The sequence below is a fragment of the Bacillus cereus group sp. MG9 genome (assembly GCF_040459995.1).
Taxonomy (GTDB): domain Bacteria; phylum Bacillota; class Bacilli; order Bacillales; family Bacillaceae_G; genus Bacillus_A; species Bacillus_A mycoides.
In genome coordinates this window covers 355366-371782 of record NZ_JARVHC010000002.1, presented here as the reverse complement: position 1 = coordinate 371782, position 16417 = coordinate 355366, and the positions used below count along the sequence as shown (strand labels likewise).

Genomic DNA, 16417 nt, shown 5'->3' with positions numbered 1-16417 from the left:
GATAAGGAGGAGAGTGAAATTTGCCTAAAATTACAGTTATTATGACGAGTTATAATAAGCCCACATTTGTAGAAAAATCGATATTAAGTGTATTAAACCAAACTTTCCAAGATTTTGAACTTTTTATTATGGATGATGATTCTAACGAAATGACTCAGAAAGTGATTCAACCATTCATAAACAAGAAAAATGTACACTTTTATAAAAGTAATGTAGCCCATATTTCTGAACGAACAAAAAAAGTCAGATATGCTGCTTTAATTAACGAGGCACTTAAACATGCAAAAGGGGAGTATATTACTTATATTACAGATGATAATCAATACGAAAAAGAGCGACTTAAAATGATGTCTAGTTATCTTGATGAGAATAAAGATGTTCAAATTATTTATTCTGCATCAAAAACGATTCATCTAGATGAGTCAGATTTACCTATCAAAACTGTTGAAAGGCCTGCAAAAAAAATTACTAATAATGCACCATGCGCAATTGATCATTGTTCTATAATGCATAGAGCATCTGTTTTGCCGATTCTTGAAAAAAGGTGGAGTTCTTACTGGGATGAAGATCCTCAGTTTTATCGTATTGGAGATGCACGCTTTTTTTGGAGATTAAATCATTATTGGGATTTTCATCCTTTAGATGAAATTTTAGATATCAATTATATTACTTCACATTCAATACATGCGCAGTTATTTGCGGAAGAAAAAAATGAATTTGTACAATTATTACCACCACAAAGAACATGTAAAGAATTAAGAGAAGACTTAAGAAAAAAAAGAGGGTGAAATGTTGAGTGATATCTATTTGAAAAATTATTGGTTATTAAATCTAGAATATATAAATATTTTTTCAGAATTAAAGCATTATAATGTTGCTTTACCATTACTGAGTAATTTCTATCAATATTTGGACGAAGATGTAAAAAATAAAATGAAAGAAAAAGATTTTTATAAACAACTGTCAATTGAACCTATAGAGGAAACACAGTTGCAGTTAGAGTTTGAAAAAAGAATGTCTTCATTTCAATCAAAGATAAAAAGAATAAATCAAAATGGAGTGATTCTCCTAAATTCAGATTATCTCCGTTTTTCAGTAAGTAATTTTACTCACTTTAATCCAAATCATACAAAGATATTAACTAGATCAAAAAAGACAGAACTTTATGGTCTTCCTACAATTTGTACACCAGATTATATAAATAAAGCCCCTAATACTGCACATGTTTTCATCGAAAAGGCTAAAAAAATCTATTCAAAGTTTAATAAACATCCACTATTTTCAAACATGTTTTTTCAAAAAAAATTACTCAGCGACCTACCTATTATGATTGAGAAACTTAATATGGCATATTTCATTTTTAAAGAACAAGTTATTTCTGGTGTGATTGTTGGCACAACGGAGGATATAGCAAGCAGAGCTCTTACTTTTCTATCTAAAAGTGAAGGGATACCGAGTTATTGTCTTCAGCATGGTGCGATAATGGGTGAAGAAGCATACTTTCCAGTTTTCGCTACAAAACAGGTTGTATATGGAAGATATGAACGAGATTGGTACCTTCAAAAAGGGGTCAGTGAATCTCAAATTGAGATTATAGGGCATCCCAGATATGATGATATCTTCGATAGGGTATATATGGATAAAAAGAATCTTTTTAAACAATTAAAAATAGACCCCTCTACAAAAGTGGTTTTTATTGCAACCCAGCCATTTAAAACTTCATTTTATATCGAATTGACAGAAAAATTAGTGAAAGACAAAAATATCACAGTTATTATAAAGCCTCATCCTTGGGAAAAAGGGCGTAACCTAGTGGGAGAATATGTTCGGTTAAGTAACGTATATCCTAATGTTAAATATATAACAAATGAAGTGAACATGTACGATGTAATTTTGCATGCGAATCTAGTGGTTATTTCCAATTCAACAGTAGGGTTAGAGGCAATGTTATTAGATATACCTGTAGTTGTTTATAAATCGTTATTAGAGGATAGAGATTATAAATATTATGATAAATTAGATTGGCTTGTAAATCACTCTATTGAAGATATGGTGAGCACAATTGAAAAAGTCCTAAACGATTCTTTGCAGTCTAGTCTAGCAAAAGAATTAAGACAACAATTTATTAGTGAAAATTATCCACAAGAAGTAAGCACCAAAAGGTTGCAAGGCTTAATTCAAAGCGCACAAGGATAAACAGTATTTTAAAAAGAGGAGGTATTCATATCTATGTTTTTTAAAAATAAAAACGTTTTAATTATTGGTGGAACAGGAACAATTGGAAAAAGCATTCTTTCTAATGTTTTAGAGGGAAAGCCAAAAGTTATAAGAATTTTTAGTAGAAGTGAATATAATCAATTTTTATTACAAGAAGAGTTTAGGGGTAAAAATCAAAATATTCGCTATTTAATTGGGGATATTCGAAATTATGATCGCCTATATAGCGCAATGGAAAATATTGATTATGTGTTCCATGTTGCGGCGATGAAGCATGTTTCATTTTGTGAATATAATCCGTTTGAAGCGGTATTGACCAACATTTTTGGAACACAAAATGTAATAAAAGCAGCAATTGCCCAGAAAGTAAAAAAGGTGATTTTCACAAGCTCTGATAAAGCAATTTCACCAACAAATAATTACGGTGCAACAAAACTAACAGCTGAAAGATTGATAACATCAGCGGAATATTCAAAAGGATCTAGTGAAACAATATTTGCAAGTGTACGTTTCGGAAATGTTATGGGATCGAGAGGTTCTGTTATTCCCTTATTTGAAAATCAAATTAAAGAAAATCACAAAATAACTGTAACTGATCTTAGTATGAGCAGATTTATGATGACACTGAAACAAGCAACGATGTTAACCATTGAAGCAATGAAAATAGCAAAGGGCGGTGAAACCTTCATATTGAAAATGCCAGTTATTTCATTAAAAGATTTAAGTGAAGTGATGATAGAAGAAGTTACAAAGTTGTATAGTTTGTCCAAGGATAGTATTAAGATTGAAGAAATTGGATTAAAACCTGGTGAAAAAATGTATGAAGAACTTATGACACATGATGAATCTTTACAGGCTTTTGAATTACCGGATATGTTTATCATACCAAGTCCACTAAAAAAGGGTGCTCAATATGAAAATGCCAATAGAGCGAAGCCAGGATTTTATCGCTCTGATCATCAAGATGCGATTTCAAAAGAAGAGCTTAGAAATTTGATTATAAACCAGCAACTACTAGCAGGAGGGGAGAAATTATGAAAATATTAGTAACTGGTGGTGCAGGATTTATTGGTAGGTGGGTTGTAAAGCGATTATTGCAAGATAAGCATGAAGTATGGATATTAGACAATTTAGCGAATTCAACTACAGCAAATATTATCGAGTTCGTTCATGATTTAAACTTGAAGCAATGTATACAAGGAGATATTAAAGATAAAAAATTGGTTGACCAATTATTTAAAAATCATTCATTTGACCTTTGTTATCATTTAGCAGCAAGTATTAATGTTCAAGATAGTATAGATGATGCTAGAACGACTTTTGAAAATGATACAATAGGTACTTTTAATTTGTTAGAACAATGTCATAAGCATAATGTCAAAATGGTCTTTATGAGTACTTGTATGGTATATGATAAAGCTACTAATACACAAGGAATATCAGAATTAGACCCCATTAAACCAGCTTCTCCATATGCTGGATCAAAAATAGCTGCTGAAAATATGGTTCTATCTTACTATTATGCTTATAAGCTTCCAGTTGTGGTAATTCGTCCATTTAATACGTACGGGCCATTCCAGAAAACTGGAGGTGAAGGTGGGGTTGTTGCCATTTTTATAAATAATAAATTAGATAAAATACCAGTAAATATTTATGGAGATGGGAAACAAACGAGAGACCTTTTATACGTTGAAGATTGTGCAGATTTCGTTGTAAAAGCAGGCTATTCTTCTAAAGCAAATGGTCATATTATCAACGCAGGAACAGGACAAGATATATCAATTAATAAATTAGCAGAATTGATTTCGGGAAATAAAGTAAGTATTCAACATGTAACTCATATCCATCCACAAAGTGAAATTCAAAAATTATTATGTAACTATGAAAAAGCAAAAACAATATTAAATTGGGAACCGAAAGTTTCTTTAGAAGATGGAGTTATTAAAACAGAAGAGTGGATTAAATCTTTAAAAATTAACCCTAAGGAGAAAGAATAATGGCCAAGGAAATTCTCGGTATACATGGGGGAAATCCTGTTAGAGGAACATATTTGCCTTATGGTCAACAACAAATTGATGACCATGATATTCAGGCAGTTATAGATATATTAAAAGGAGACTTTTTAACGACAGGACCAACGATTCAACAGTTTGAGGAGGCTATAGCAAAATACGTCGGGGCAAAATACGCTGTTTCTTTTTCAAGTGGTACAGCTGCTTTGCATGCTGCCTGCTATGCAGCTGGAATCACAGAGGGAGACGAAGTAATTACAACCTCAATGACATTTGTAGCAAGTGCAAATTGTATTTTATACCAGGGTGGAAAGCCAGTTTTCGCTGATATAGACTATGAAACATACAATATCAGTACTAAGTCTATAGAGGAAAAGATTACAAACAAAACAAAGGCTATTATTCCCGTACACTTTACTGGGCAGCCTGTAGAATTAGATAAAATAAAAAAAATAGCAAATGAGAATAACTTGATTATCATTGAAGATGCAGCACATGCATTAGGAGCCACTTATAAAAACCAAAAGATTGGTTCAATTGGTGATATGACAATGTTTAGCTTTCATCCTGTGAAACATATTACAACAGGAGAGGGTGGAGTAATTACTACAAATAATACTTTGCTTTATGAAAAGCTTGTTCAATTTCGTACACATGGAATTGAAAGGAATCCTCAAAAACTTCTTGATAATCATGGGCCTTGGTATTATGAAATGCAATTTTTGGGTTACAACTACAGGATGACTGATATACAGGCTGCTCTTGGCTTATCACAGTTAAGTAAATTAGATTCTTTTATTAAGATTAGAAAGAAATATGTAGACATTTATAATAAAGAATTTAATAGTTTACCTGAAATCATCATACCAAAGCAATTGCCCCAAACCCACTCAAGTTGGCACCTTTATATCATTCGGTTAAATACTAAATTATTAAAGGGTAATCGAAAAGAAATTTATGAGGCATTACAAAAAGAAAATATTGGTGTGAATGTGCACTATATACCAGTACATTTACAACCGTTTTATCAAAATTTGGGTTATAGAAAAGGCCTTTGTCCACAAGCCGAAAATTTATATGAGGAAATTATTACACTTCCTCTATTTCCTAAAATGACAAAAGTTGATGTAGGGGATGTAATAAAAGCAGTAAGAAAAGTTCTTTCGTTTTATAGAGTTGCTAAACATTAAATGAAAGGGGTGTTATTAGAATTGCGAAACAAAAAGTTGTTAAGAGCAGTAACAAAAGTTGATATAAAAAAAGGAGAAATCATTACAGCTAATAAAGTTGATATGGAACTAGGTATCGTTGAAAATGCACTGAACCAGCTTCAGTTTGAGGAATTATTACCTCAAGTAGCTTTATATAATTTGCAAGCAGGAACTCCATTAACGAAAGAGGTTATTGAACCTCCTAAAGTAGTAATTATTGTACTTTGTCGATTAAAATCTACTAGGTTGCCTTTAAAAGCAATATTGCCAATACATGGAATCCCTTCTATTGAACGCTGTCTTATAAATGCATTAGCTATTCCTGGGGGACACCAAGTCATACTTGCTACTTCAGATGTAGCACAAGATGATCCTTTAGAAAAATTCGATCTAGGTGGGAAGGTTAAAATTTTCAGAGGTGATCCAGAAAATACCGCAGATCGCATACTCCAAGCTGCAAAACAAGAAAATGCAAACATTGTTATGCGGATTACAGGAGATTGCCCAGTTGTATCACCAGAAATCAATAATTATTTACTAGAGCAACATTTGAAAAGTGGAGCAGATTATACACAAGCACAGCTAAGTACGTTACCTGTCGGAACAGCAGGCGATATTTTCACATTAGAAGCAATCGAACGATTGCTACAAACCCCGAAAACCTTAACCTATACAGAATACCTTCCATTTTATTTTACAAATAACCCTCATTTATTCCGGGTCAATATAGTAAAACTCCCTCCTTCATTTTGTTATCCTTCTTGGAGGTTAACATTAGATGAACAACCAGATTTAGATTTGTTCAATGAACTTTATAAAAATCTTAATGTAAAAACCAAACCTATATATTTTCACCAAATAAAAGATTACATCCTTCGAAACCCTGAACTCATTCGAATCAATAGTCATGTGAAATTGAAATGGGCAAATCAACAATCATTAGTAGATGAGCTAAATAGAGAAACAAAATTATAAATCAATAAATTGTATTACTTTTAACGAGGAGGGAGTAACTTGGATGAGAAAAAAATTGTCTTTCGCGCTGATGCATCTATTGAAATAGGGACCGGCCATATTATGCGTTGTTTAACACTCGCTCAGGAGTTACAGAATAAAGGTGCGCAAATTTATTTCATTTGTCGTAAGCTACAAGGTGATCTTCAGCAATATATTTTAAGTAAGGGATTCCACGTATTTTTATTAGATACAAATGATGAAAATACTGAATACTCAAATGCAGTATATGGTAGTTATTTAAATTGGCTAAAACGTCATTGGTTTGTTGATGCACAACAAACCAATGACATTTTGTCTCAACTCCCCCAATTTGATTGGTTAATAGTTGATCATTATGGGTTAGATAAAAAGTGGGAGACTGTTTTAAAAAAAACTGTAAAAAAGATTATGGTAATTGACGATCTTGCAGATCGAGTACATGATTGTGAATTGTTATTAGATCAAAATCTATACGAAAGTCTTAATGAACGCTATAAAGAATTAATACCAGAGCACTCTTTAATAAAATTAGGACCTAAATATGCCATATTACGGCCAGAGTTCCATTCTGCTAAGAAATTTTTACGAAAAAGAACGGGTGCTGTTGAACATATTTTTATATTTTTTGGTGGGCACGATGTAACGAATGAGACATTAAAAACGTTAAGAGCTATACAAAATATTAATAGTGATACTTTAAAAATAGATGTAGTGGTAGGAAGCCAAAATCCTCATAAGAAAGATATTCAAAATTATTGCAAGAGCATTTCAAACGCTTCATTTTATTGTCAAATAGAGAATATTGAAGAGTTTATGATACGAGCGGATTTAGGGATAGGAGCTGGGGGCACAACAACATGGGAGCGCTGTTTTCTTGGATTACCTTCTATAACAATTACAACTGCACAAAATCAAATAGAAGTAACCAAAGCTGTGGCGGAGGCCGGAGCTACATGGAATATCGGTACAGCTGAAAGTGTTTCAGATGAAACCATTACGAAATGTCTAAACAAACTTTTAACAGATTCAGATAAAGTGAGAGAAATGTCTAATAAAGCTCTTGCCATAAAGTGTGCCAGTAATTCGGATGAAATAACAAAAATTATTTTAGGAGGATAGTATGTTAAACATTGAAAAATTCCATTTGAAATGTATAGAAAAGAAAGATTTAAATCTTATTTTAAAGTGGAGGAATACAGAAGAAATTCGTTCTGTTATGTACGAAGATCATAAAATAACAATAGACGAACACTATAAATGGTTTGAAAAACTAAAATATGATGAAACAATGATTGCAAGATTACTAATATATAAAGAAAAGCCAATTGGATTTGTTAATTTTACAAAAATAAATAAAATAGATCGAACTTGTAATTGGGGATTTTATATAGGAGACAAACAGAGTGTAAGGCGTGCTGGAACTGTATTAGGTATAGTAGCATTAGACTATATTTTTGAAACAAATGGCATACAAAAAGTATGTGCAGAAATATTAGAATCAAATCGTATTAGTTTAAACTTTCATCAGAAACTCGGCTTCCAGGAAGATGGAAGATATGTGAACCATATTTTCAGGGATAATGAATTTATCGACGTTATTACAATGACCCTTTTTTATGAACAATGGATGGAAAGGAAAGAAGCTATAAAAAAAGAAATTGAAGGTGAAAAATATGAGTAATTTATATATCGGGGGTAGAGAGATTGGCAATAGCTCGCCACCATTTATTATTGCAGAAATGTCAGGGAATCATAATCAATCATTAGATAGAGCCTTGCAAATTGTAGAGGCAGCAGCAGAGGCTGGAGCACAAGGATTTAAAATTCAAACATATACACCAGATACAATGACTTTAAATATAGAAAATGGTGATTTTTTAATTCAGGATACGAAAAGCTTATGGAAAGGTAAAACACTTTATCATTTATATAAAGAAGCATATACACCATGGGAGTGGCATAAACCCATTTTTGATCGCTGTATAGAATTAGGAATGATACCATTTAGTACTCCATTTGATGAAACTGCTGTAGATTTTCTAGAATCATTGAATGTTTCTTGTTATAAAATCGCATCTTTTGAAAATACTGATATTCCTCTCATACGTAAAGTAGCAACGACAGGAAAACCAATAATCATTTCGACAGGTATGGCTTCTATTGCTGAATTAGATGAAACAGTAAGAGCTGCGAGAGAAGAGGGATGTAAAGAATTAATTCTATTAAAATGTACAAGTACGTATCCTGCATCTCCGAAATCTACAAATATAGCTACGATACCTCATATGAAGGAGTTATTTAAATGTGAAGTAGGTTTGTCTGATCATACACTTGGGGTAGGAGTATCTGTAGCGAGTGTCGCCTTGGGAGCCACAGTAATAGAGAAACATTTAACGCTTTCGAGATCGGATGGAGGAGTTGACGCTGATTTTTCAATGGAACCTGCTGAATTTAAATTATTAGTAAGCGAAACTGAAAAAGCATGGGAATCTTTGGGGAAAGTATATTATGGCCCTACTGATTTAGAAAAAGATTCTTTAAAATTTAGAAGGTCATTATATGTTGTAGAAAACATAAAAGCGGGAGAGGCTTTCACGATAGAAAATATTAAAGCTATTAGACCAGGTAATGGCTTATTACCAAAACACCTATCCAAAATTATCGGAAAGAAAGCGAATAAGGACATTGAAAAAGGAACGCCTGTTTCGTGGGATCTTATTTGATAGGGTACAATTAGATACTACTAGGAATTCGTTGAATAAATTAAAATGCCTTTTCAATTTAATGAAAAGGCATTTTAATTTATTCAGAATGATTATAGAAAAAAAGATATTTTTAATTTAATAACCTAATAAAGTTGTGATTGTAAAATAGTCGTAATAAAATGGATTCTCTCATGAAAAGTATGCTGTGTAATAACTTTTGTATGAATTTTTTCGACCATTAATCTTTTCGGAATCGTATCATTCAAATGAAAAGATACTTTATTTAAACAGTCCTCAAAGCTATTATAGGATATAATTTCATCTTTATTGAAGAAAGATGAAAGGTCAGATTTTTCTTCAATAATTTGAAAGCCTTGGCAAGCTGCAATATCAAACGTACGATTATTAATGGTATTATTTTTTACTTTATTTTTATTTTTATTCTGTGAAAATAGATGACTACGATGAGGGTTTAATATAAGACTAGCGTTATTATAATAGAGTGCAACTTCTTGAGGGGGAATCCATTCTTCTATAATTTTAATTCTTCGGTGATTTTTCCATTTTTTAATTAACTTATTTCTCCAGTGTTGACCAATAACAGTATAGTGATAAGGGGTTTTTTCCAAAAGAAACTGCATCAATTTTACTCGGGTTGGATAAGGATATCCAATGAACAATATTTCACTTTTATATTTCGAATTTCTTAGACCAGGCTTAAATACATCTATATTAGTTGCTAATGGTAAGTGGTATACATTGGTATATCCTAAACCTGAATAATATTTAAGTGCTTCACTATCAATAGTAAATATAAAATCAAAGTTATTTAATAGAAGAAGAGAGGTATCTATATAAAATGGGTCCTCTGTTAACCAGACAGCTAATTTAATGTTCCTTTTTTTAAAATATTGAATTGCTTTTTGTGGTAGATGATTACCTAATAAGGTGAAAACAATATCAGGATGAAACGTTGTTGTAATGAAATCCAATTGCTCTATTAATTCACTCGGCTGTACTGCTAACAATTCGAAATTTTGATCGATAAGAGTTCTCTGTATGCTTTGATCTAGATATTGATAGATTTTTGAGTAACCAGAAGTAATGTATAAGAGTTTCATATTTCAATCCCTGCTTTAGGTTTAAAATATATTATGAGATAAATGTAACACTTTCTATTTCTTTACAACTGATCTTAGTAATACTTGTAGTAGGAGGAGTAACTGAATTTTCCTCTTCTAATGTGACGATACAAGTATTAGGGTTAAAATTTGTAAAAATAGCAGGTCCAATAATATTTCCAGATTTACCAGTCACAGTAACGACTTCGCCTGGTTGTAAATTTTTAAAAATACTACATACTCCACCTGAACAACGAAATAAATTACATAAGAACAAATTTATCCCTCCTTTAAACAATATACTATATCATATGAAAGTATGTAGAGGGATGTGTAGACAAGTAACCTTTAGAAGGGAAAAAATTCAGTTTAAAGCAACTTATTGAAATGATAGATACAATGGAATAATACACTTTGGAGCATTTTGATTAGATTATCCATAGTTAAGACATTCATTAGAATGTCTTAACTATAGATTGAACTTTAACCACCTGAAGCATCTTAAGGGGTGGTTAAAGTAACACTTTCAATATCTTCACAACTTATGAATATAGTATTGGTAGAAGAGGGGGTTATCACATCTTCTTCAACTAATACAACCGCACAAATATTCGGGAAGAACAATGAAAAAGTAGCAGGTCCAATAATTTGTCCTGATTTAGTGGTAATTGTAACAACCGTTCCTGTTGGCCACGAAGAGAATAAAAAACAAGCTAAACCTGTACATTCTGCCATATTAAGCCCTCCTAACTTTAAGTTTTGATTAATATAATACAATTCAAACATTTCATATTGTATGTGGTAACAATATGAAATGTTTGGACTAATAAAAAAACTAGAATTATATAGAAACGTAAAAGTAGTATATTAAATTACATCTATCTTTTTTAGTTAGCCTGGATGTTATTTGTTTAAAAATATAATATTTTAATATAAAAGAAGTTAGTGAGAAATATCCTTGGGTTAAATGGTTTCAAAAAGATGGAAACTGGTATTATCGTGATAAAGAGGCCCTCTGGTTAAAGGCCTACAATCTATTAATGGATACAAATACTACTTTAAAGCGTATGTTATAGAATTTAAGTCTTTTAAAAATGAAAGAATGAGCTTACTTTATAGTGTGAAATGCTGAATTATCAACGGAGACAGTTTATTTAGTACCCATTTTCTTGTCTGAAAAGTTTCTAGTTTCATATCTTTTTACATCTGATGTAGAAAGACATACTAGTCTAAACTAAAATCTCATGAACAATCGTTGATAAATAGCCATTATCATAAATTTTATAAAAACCCGTAGTTGTTGGAAAAACAACCACACAAAAAACCAAATTACATATTATTGGAGCTAATGAATCTGTAACACTAACGCCAATAGAATTAATGCTTTTTCTTAAAGATAATAAGGAATAAATAAAAGAGTTATTTTTATTTCTCAATTAATATCTGAATGTTTTAATAATAAATTTTTATGCTTTTATTGTATAATTCATTAATCTAGTTCCTGTATTTATCAAATTTAAACAAATATAGGAAAATGAAACATCGATAAATATACAAAATATAAAAATATGTTGAATATTGTCTAATTCTCTACGTTTATTTCTCCGTATATCCCAATTAATCTATTAGGTGAGAAGAATAAATTCTTGCAAAAGATTATAGGAGGAGAAATTTATGAAGAAAATTATTATTGGGGCATTAACGTTAGGTGTCATGCTAGGATCGGGTGGTAGTTTTGCATCTGCAGATGAACTTGATAGTGTTTCTCAAAATGGAAACACTATACAATCTATATCAACTTCCACCACAAAATCAATAACTGCGAGCCAGTTTAGCAAAGTCTATGCAGAGATGAAAAAATATGACGGTAAACCATATAAATATGGTGGAAATAGTCCTAAAACTGGATTTGATTGTTCGGGATTAATGCAATGGGGATATGGAACACAAGGGATTAAATTACCACGCACATCACAAGATCAATATAATCAAACAATACGCGTTGAAAAAAAGGCTCTTCAACCAGGAGATTTAGTTTTCTTTAAAGGAACGGTTGCGGGCAAATCAGGTATTACTCATGTTGGTATGTATATTGGTAATAACAAGTTTTATAATGCTAGTAATTCCGGAGTAGGTGAAGCTAGCTTAGATAGTACGTATTGGAGTAAATATATTGCAGGATATGGTCGAATTAAATAAAAAATGGATTATAAGGTTCCAGAAAAAGAACTGAAGTCAAAATTGACTTCAGTTCTTTTTGATTAATTAATGTCCTCGGACAACAAAAGTACTAATCACTCGGCCATTGTAAGTTACCTCATATTTATTTCCCTCTGTGATTGGCATAGGGAAAACAACTGGAGAAGATAACCCCTTTGTAGTAACATTTGTCGTACCAATAACTTTATTAAACTCATATTGTTTAATAGTATATGTTACTCCTTTATCTCCTACCATAGAAAAAGAACCTGTCATATAAGCTGGTACATCAGTTCCATTTTCATAATCTCTACCAGCAACCTTAACCTTTTGAATCTTCGCATCATTAATCGCAGCTTCTGCTTTTGTTAAACTTAATTCTGGAAAAGACAAAGTTGTTATACCTAAAGTTCCCAAAAGAATAGTACTAGATAAAATGATTTTTTTGAACATTGCAAATCCTCCTAATATTTTTATTTCACTTACGTTTAAATATTAAAATATTCTGTTAAAATATTATATATTTGGGATTCGATAAATAAATATCTAATTATTCGTATAATTACAAATATTTTCCGGTGAATTCTTAACACGGTTACTTGGTTCAACTGCGTTTTTGCTGAAGCAGCTATCTTCGCTACTTTGTTAGGACTTTTAGGCTTTTTAGAGCAACTGCGAGCTGAGCGTAAAAAGGAAATGAAAAAAATTAATCAATTGTAAAACCTGAAAATGGATGCTTTTTTAAAGAGCATCCATGCAGTCAATGTTTTGATATTATTATCAAAAATTCCGATGAAGCAATATGTCTAGAAAAAAATACATTTGAGTTTTATAGAGTTTAAATGCAAATACTCTATTTGTTATGTTTATTATGAGGGTTCATTTTCATTATTTGGCTCTCAAATGAAGCAACTTTAGTATTCACTCAAAAATCCATTGTCTATGAAACAACTAGATTTTTAAACGGCTTTAATAGACAGATGTCTATTGTATTTTTGGCGGCAAGATTAAATAGCTTTTTTGTTACTTTACAATAAAGTATACTTAATATCAGTAATTCATGTAATTAGGAGTGGTTTCTATATTTAGGGAAAATGCAAAAAGGATACTTCTGTCATTAGTAACAAATCCAATACTAATAATTGTATACGGGATTTTTTGTTATGAGTTAGCCTTATACTGTAAGTACGGAAGAATGAATTATAATATTTATATTTTTTTATTATGTATAGTACTTTTTATATCCATGACTACATTTACTACAATGCGGGTGATAAAAAATAGAGAATATGAATCTAAAAAATTAACTAATTCAATAGCATGGAGATCCATTTCTATTATCATTATTGTTGCAATTACATCATTTTATGGGATGCAGATTTATAAAAGTGCAATAAATTACAATGGCAAATTAGCATGGTTTATAGAAAGGTTAAAACATGAAAGGTCAGTTAAACTTAAACATAATAATATATATGAATCTGGAGTAGAAGGTATTTTTGAAGATATAAATAAAAAATATCCTTTGCCAAAGAAATTGTATATGGCAACTGATTTTGATCTTACATTTCATTCAGATGGAACAATCACAGCGTTTGATACATTTGTTTATGGGAAAAATGTTGATGGGAAAGAAGAAACTTATTTAATCTCTTATAATGAGAAGAAATCAGAAGATATTACTATAATACGAGACGGATATGCAAAGCCTGATTATGATGATGATAAATTAGTAGAACCTTTAATTAAAACGGTTAAGGCAATTCCAGTTAAGCAAACGGTTAGAAAGTGGAATGAAAGTAAGTATGGGTTGATTTATTATGGAAAAAGAAATTGGGGATCCAATACAGAGGGAATTATTAATATTACTGAGGATGGTAAGGGGCAGAGTCTTAAAGAAGCAGCTTCTAATATCATTGGATATACTGTATCTATATTTGTCCCTGGAAAAGAGCAAGAGCTAGTCCCTGCTAGATATAATTTAATATGTGACGCAAGTTGGAGTAAATCAAAGACGCCTCCAAATGAAGATAGGCTTAAAGAGAAGAAACAACAAGATTTAAAGAATGAAAAAGAACAGTTTTTCCTATCAAAAGAAGTTGGTTATAAACTAAATATGACAGATAAAGCATTAGGGAGCGCCTTTTATTCATTAAGCAAGACTAGTGATGAAGGGGAAACATGGGAGGTTATCAATCCAGACCCATTTAATAGGGGGATTGGTAGTGTATCAGGAATCACTTTTATAAATGATAAACTTGGGTTTTTAGGAGCAGTTAGACCTTCTGGTAATGAGGGAGAGTTATATCGCACAGATGATGGGGGGGGATCTTTCAAAAAGGTAGAATATCCGCCGCATGAAGTGAAATTAGATCATACACAGTCGACAATAAGTCCTTTTGATTCTCCTAGTATGCCATATGAGAAAGATCGGGTTTTTAATATGTTAGTTGGACAAGGGGCAGATGGAGACTACAATGGCGATAGTAGTGCACTTTATCAATCAAAAGATAACGGAGAGACATGGGAATTTGTAGAAGAAGTGAAAAAGAAATAGTCAGAATGTTTTTTTAAAAAATAAGGTAACTACTCAGCTATACATTTCATTTAGAAGTTTGGTAAGGAGTATACCTCCAGCCATGAAGATAAAAATGGACCTACACCTCGCTGCCTTTCTTTGTTTTAAAGCTTTGCGCGTGGCAGGAAAAGGCCCTGAATGCTTCTATGCATGGCCAGTCCCTCTCGCCCATTTAAAAAGATGCTTTTCTGGCTTTTTTTCATAGAGGGGCTGAGTAGTGACTAAAAGAAGTTTTACAGAAACAAGAAAAGGCCAAAAAAGTAAACGAACTATAAATGAAGAAGAATATCAGCAGATTCTTAAAGAAGTATTTAATATTTCTCTAAATAAATACCTCGATAACATTTTAGAAAGAGGATAGCTTAAACTAACTCATATAAAATTTCTTTGTCATTTAAAGCTAGATTTGTTTAAATAAAATTACATTTTTATACCTTTATATAATTCTAATTGAGGTAGTTAGTAAACTCTATTTACAATATGTTTTAAGATCGAAAAAGCATAATTTTTTATGCAGTATTAGAAAAAGCACTTGAAAGAGTGCTTTTTTGGTTCGTAAAAATATAAATCACTATAGCTATAAAAGTAAATAATTTGTAATTTACTTTTAATAGAATAATTTCGAATAATATTGTATTTTAAGGAATGTTAATCTTAAGAAGAATAACAGAATATATATTAGGGCTTACTGTTGGAATTATGGCTATCTTATTTTCCATTTATGCTATGTATTTTTATGAAAATAAGAAGTTTACACATGTAATTTTGCATACATAAGCAAAAATTTTTAAAATCCGTATATCATAATAGATGGTTAATTTAAAATAATTTAGATAATTGGTTAATTATTTATCTAAAACTAATAAAGGATTGATATAAATGTCAAGAATTAGCATAAAAAAATCCCAAGATAGTATAATGATTGCATGGCAATCAGCAGAGATTACCATCCCTTTAAAAGATATAATTACTATATCTACGAATGACGTTCCTCATAATAAGCTCGATCATGTTGTTTATATTGGGACTCCATCTTCCTCGAAGAATAGAATACTAATACATACTACAAATTTAAACTTCATTATATTTGTTGTTAATCCATCTATAATCTTAGAAGAAATTAATATGGAGTAATACAGTTCTAATAAGAAGTGTAGAATGGCATGAAAGTCTAAACTAAAATTACACTAACAAACGTTGATAAATAGAAAGTAAATAAATCTTTTACTTTCCTATCAAAACAGTTTAGAGATTCACGTCGTTTGTAAAAAATCATGAAAGTAAGAACTAATTATATAGTGTAAAATGCTGAATTATCTACAGAGAAAGTTCATTTAGTACCCATTTTCATGTCTTTCTACATGTACAGATGGGTGTA

At 31.1% G+C, this 16417-nt stretch carries 16 protein-coding genes and 2 pseudogenes; 14 read left to right on the top strand and 4 right to left on the bottom strand.

The window, feature by feature from the left end; all coding sequences use genetic code 11:
- The first annotated feature begins 20 nt into the window (after positions 1-20).
- From QCI77_RS29565 to pseI, 9 genes are read left to right on the top strand one after another with little or no spacing between them, the layout of a single operon-like run.
- The gene (locus QCI77_RS29565; RefSeq protein WP_353826008.1) at positions 21-788 is read left to right on the top strand and encodes a glycosyltransferase family 2 protein; all 768 of its coding nucleotides are present in this window, start codon (positions 21-23) and stop codon (positions 786-788) included.
- A 4-nt stretch (positions 789-792) separates the two neighbouring features.
- Entirely contained in the window at positions 793-2196 is a 1404-nt protein-coding gene (locus QCI77_RS29560; RefSeq protein ID WP_353826047.1) for a CDP-glycerol glycerophosphotransferase family protein, read from the top strand.
- 33 nt (positions 2197-2229) lie between these two features.
- The gene (locus QCI77_RS29555) at positions 2230-3255 is read left to right on the top strand and encodes an SDR family NAD(P)-dependent oxidoreductase (protein ID WP_002191469.1); all 1026 of its coding nucleotides are present in this window, start codon (positions 2230-2232) and stop codon (positions 3253-3255) included.
- On the top strand, positions 3252-4214 hold the full coding sequence (locus QCI77_RS29550; RefSeq protein ID WP_016127793.1) for a dTDP-glucose 4,6-dehydratase: 963 nt from the start codon (positions 3252-3254) through the stop codon (positions 4212-4214). The genes QCI77_RS29555 and QCI77_RS29550 overlap by 4 nt, the downstream gene beginning before the upstream one ends.
- Complete coding sequence (gene pseC, locus QCI77_RS29545) at positions 4214-5419, top strand: UDP-4-amino-4,6-dideoxy-N-acetyl-beta-L-altrosamine transaminase (protein ID WP_353826007.1); 1206 nt, start codon at positions 4214-4216, stop codon at positions 5417-5419. The genes QCI77_RS29550 and pseC overlap by 1 nt, the downstream gene beginning before the upstream one ends.
- Positions 5420-6415, top strand: a complete 996-nt coding sequence (locus QCI77_RS29540; RefSeq protein ID WP_341308287.1) for a cytidylyltransferase domain-containing protein — start codon at positions 5420-5422, stop codon at positions 6413-6415.
- 39 nt (positions 6416-6454) lie between these two features.
- Positions 6455-7555, top strand: a complete 1101-nt coding sequence (gene pseG, locus QCI77_RS29535) for a UDP-2,4-diacetamido-2,4,6-trideoxy-beta-L-altropyranose hydrolase (RefSeq protein ID WP_353826006.1) — start codon at positions 6455-6457, stop codon at positions 7553-7555.
- Between the two features lies 1 nt (position 7556).
- Positions 7557-8117 (top strand): UDP-4-amino-4,6-dideoxy-N-acetyl-beta-L-altrosamine N-acetyltransferase, encoded by a 561-nt coding sequence (gene pseH / locus QCI77_RS29530; protein WP_002016604.1) that lies wholly within the window; start codon positions 7557-7559, stop codon positions 8115-8117.
- Positions 8110-9159: a pseudaminic acid synthase gene (gene pseI / locus QCI77_RS29525; protein ID WP_002169371.1), complete on the top strand. Its 1050-nt coding sequence runs from the start codon at positions 8110-8112 to the stop codon at positions 9157-9159. Before pseH ends, pseI begins: the two co-directional genes overlap by 8 nt.
- 125 nt (positions 9160-9284) lie before the next feature.
- Here the strand turns inward: pseI and QCI77_RS29520 are convergent, their stop codons facing one another.
- The 3 genes from QCI77_RS29520 to QCI77_RS29510 form a co-directional block, all read right to left on the bottom strand.
- A complete protein-coding gene (locus tag QCI77_RS29520; RefSeq protein WP_353826005.1) occupies positions 9285-10262 on the bottom strand; it encodes a CgeB family protein in 978 nt (325 codons plus the stop codon).
- A gap of 31 nt (positions 10263-10293) precedes the next feature.
- Entirely contained in the window at positions 10294-10539 is a 246-nt protein-coding gene (locus QCI77_RS29515) for a hypothetical protein (RefSeq protein ID WP_002169373.1), read from the bottom strand.
- 224 nt (positions 10540-10763) lie between these two features.
- The gene (locus tag QCI77_RS29510) at positions 10764-10997 is read right to left on the bottom strand and encodes a CGEA protein (RefSeq protein WP_193653970.1); all 234 of its coding nucleotides are present in this window, start codon (positions 10995-10997) and stop codon (positions 10764-10766) included.
- 939 nt (positions 10998-11936) lie between these two features.
- On the opposite strand from QCI77_RS29510, the gene QCI77_RS29505 reads away from it, so the two are divergent.
- Entirely contained in the window at positions 11937-12461 is a 525-nt protein-coding gene (locus tag QCI77_RS29505; RefSeq protein ID WP_353826004.1) for a C40 family peptidase, read from the top strand.
- 66 nt (positions 12462-12527) lie between these two features.
- Here QCI77_RS29505 and QCI77_RS29500 read toward each other — a convergent pair whose 3' ends face one another.
- The gene (locus QCI77_RS29500; protein ID WP_002203991.1) at positions 12528-12914 is read right to left on the bottom strand and encodes a hypothetical protein; all 387 of its coding nucleotides are present in this window, start codon (positions 12912-12914) and stop codon (positions 12528-12530) included.
- A 296-nt stretch (positions 12915-13210) separates the two neighbouring features.
- Between QCI77_RS29500 and QCI77_RS29495 the strand changes: the two are divergent.
- From QCI77_RS29495 to QCI77_RS29480, 4 genes and pseudogenes are all read left to right on the top strand, one after another.
- A pseudogene (locus QCI77_RS29495) lies at positions 13211-13303 on the top strand (phosphoribulokinase); the annotation flags it as partial.
- A gap of 230 nt (positions 13304-13533) precedes the next feature.
- Positions 13534-15018 (top strand): WD40/YVTN/BNR-like repeat-containing protein, encoded by a 1485-nt coding sequence (locus tag QCI77_RS29490; protein ID WP_353826003.1) that lies wholly within the window; start codon positions 13534-13536, stop codon positions 15016-15018.
- Positions 15019-15256: 238 nt separating this feature from the next.
- Positions 15257-15400, top strand: a pseudogene (locus QCI77_RS29485) (arylamine N-acetyltransferase family protein); the annotation flags it as partial.
- A gap of 518 nt (positions 15401-15918) precedes the next feature.
- On the top strand, positions 15919-16173 hold the full coding sequence (locus QCI77_RS29480) for a SunI/YnzG family protein (protein ID WP_353826002.1): 255 nt from the start codon (positions 15919-15921) through the stop codon (positions 16171-16173).
- The last annotated feature ends 244 nt before the right edge of the window (positions 16174-16417 follow it).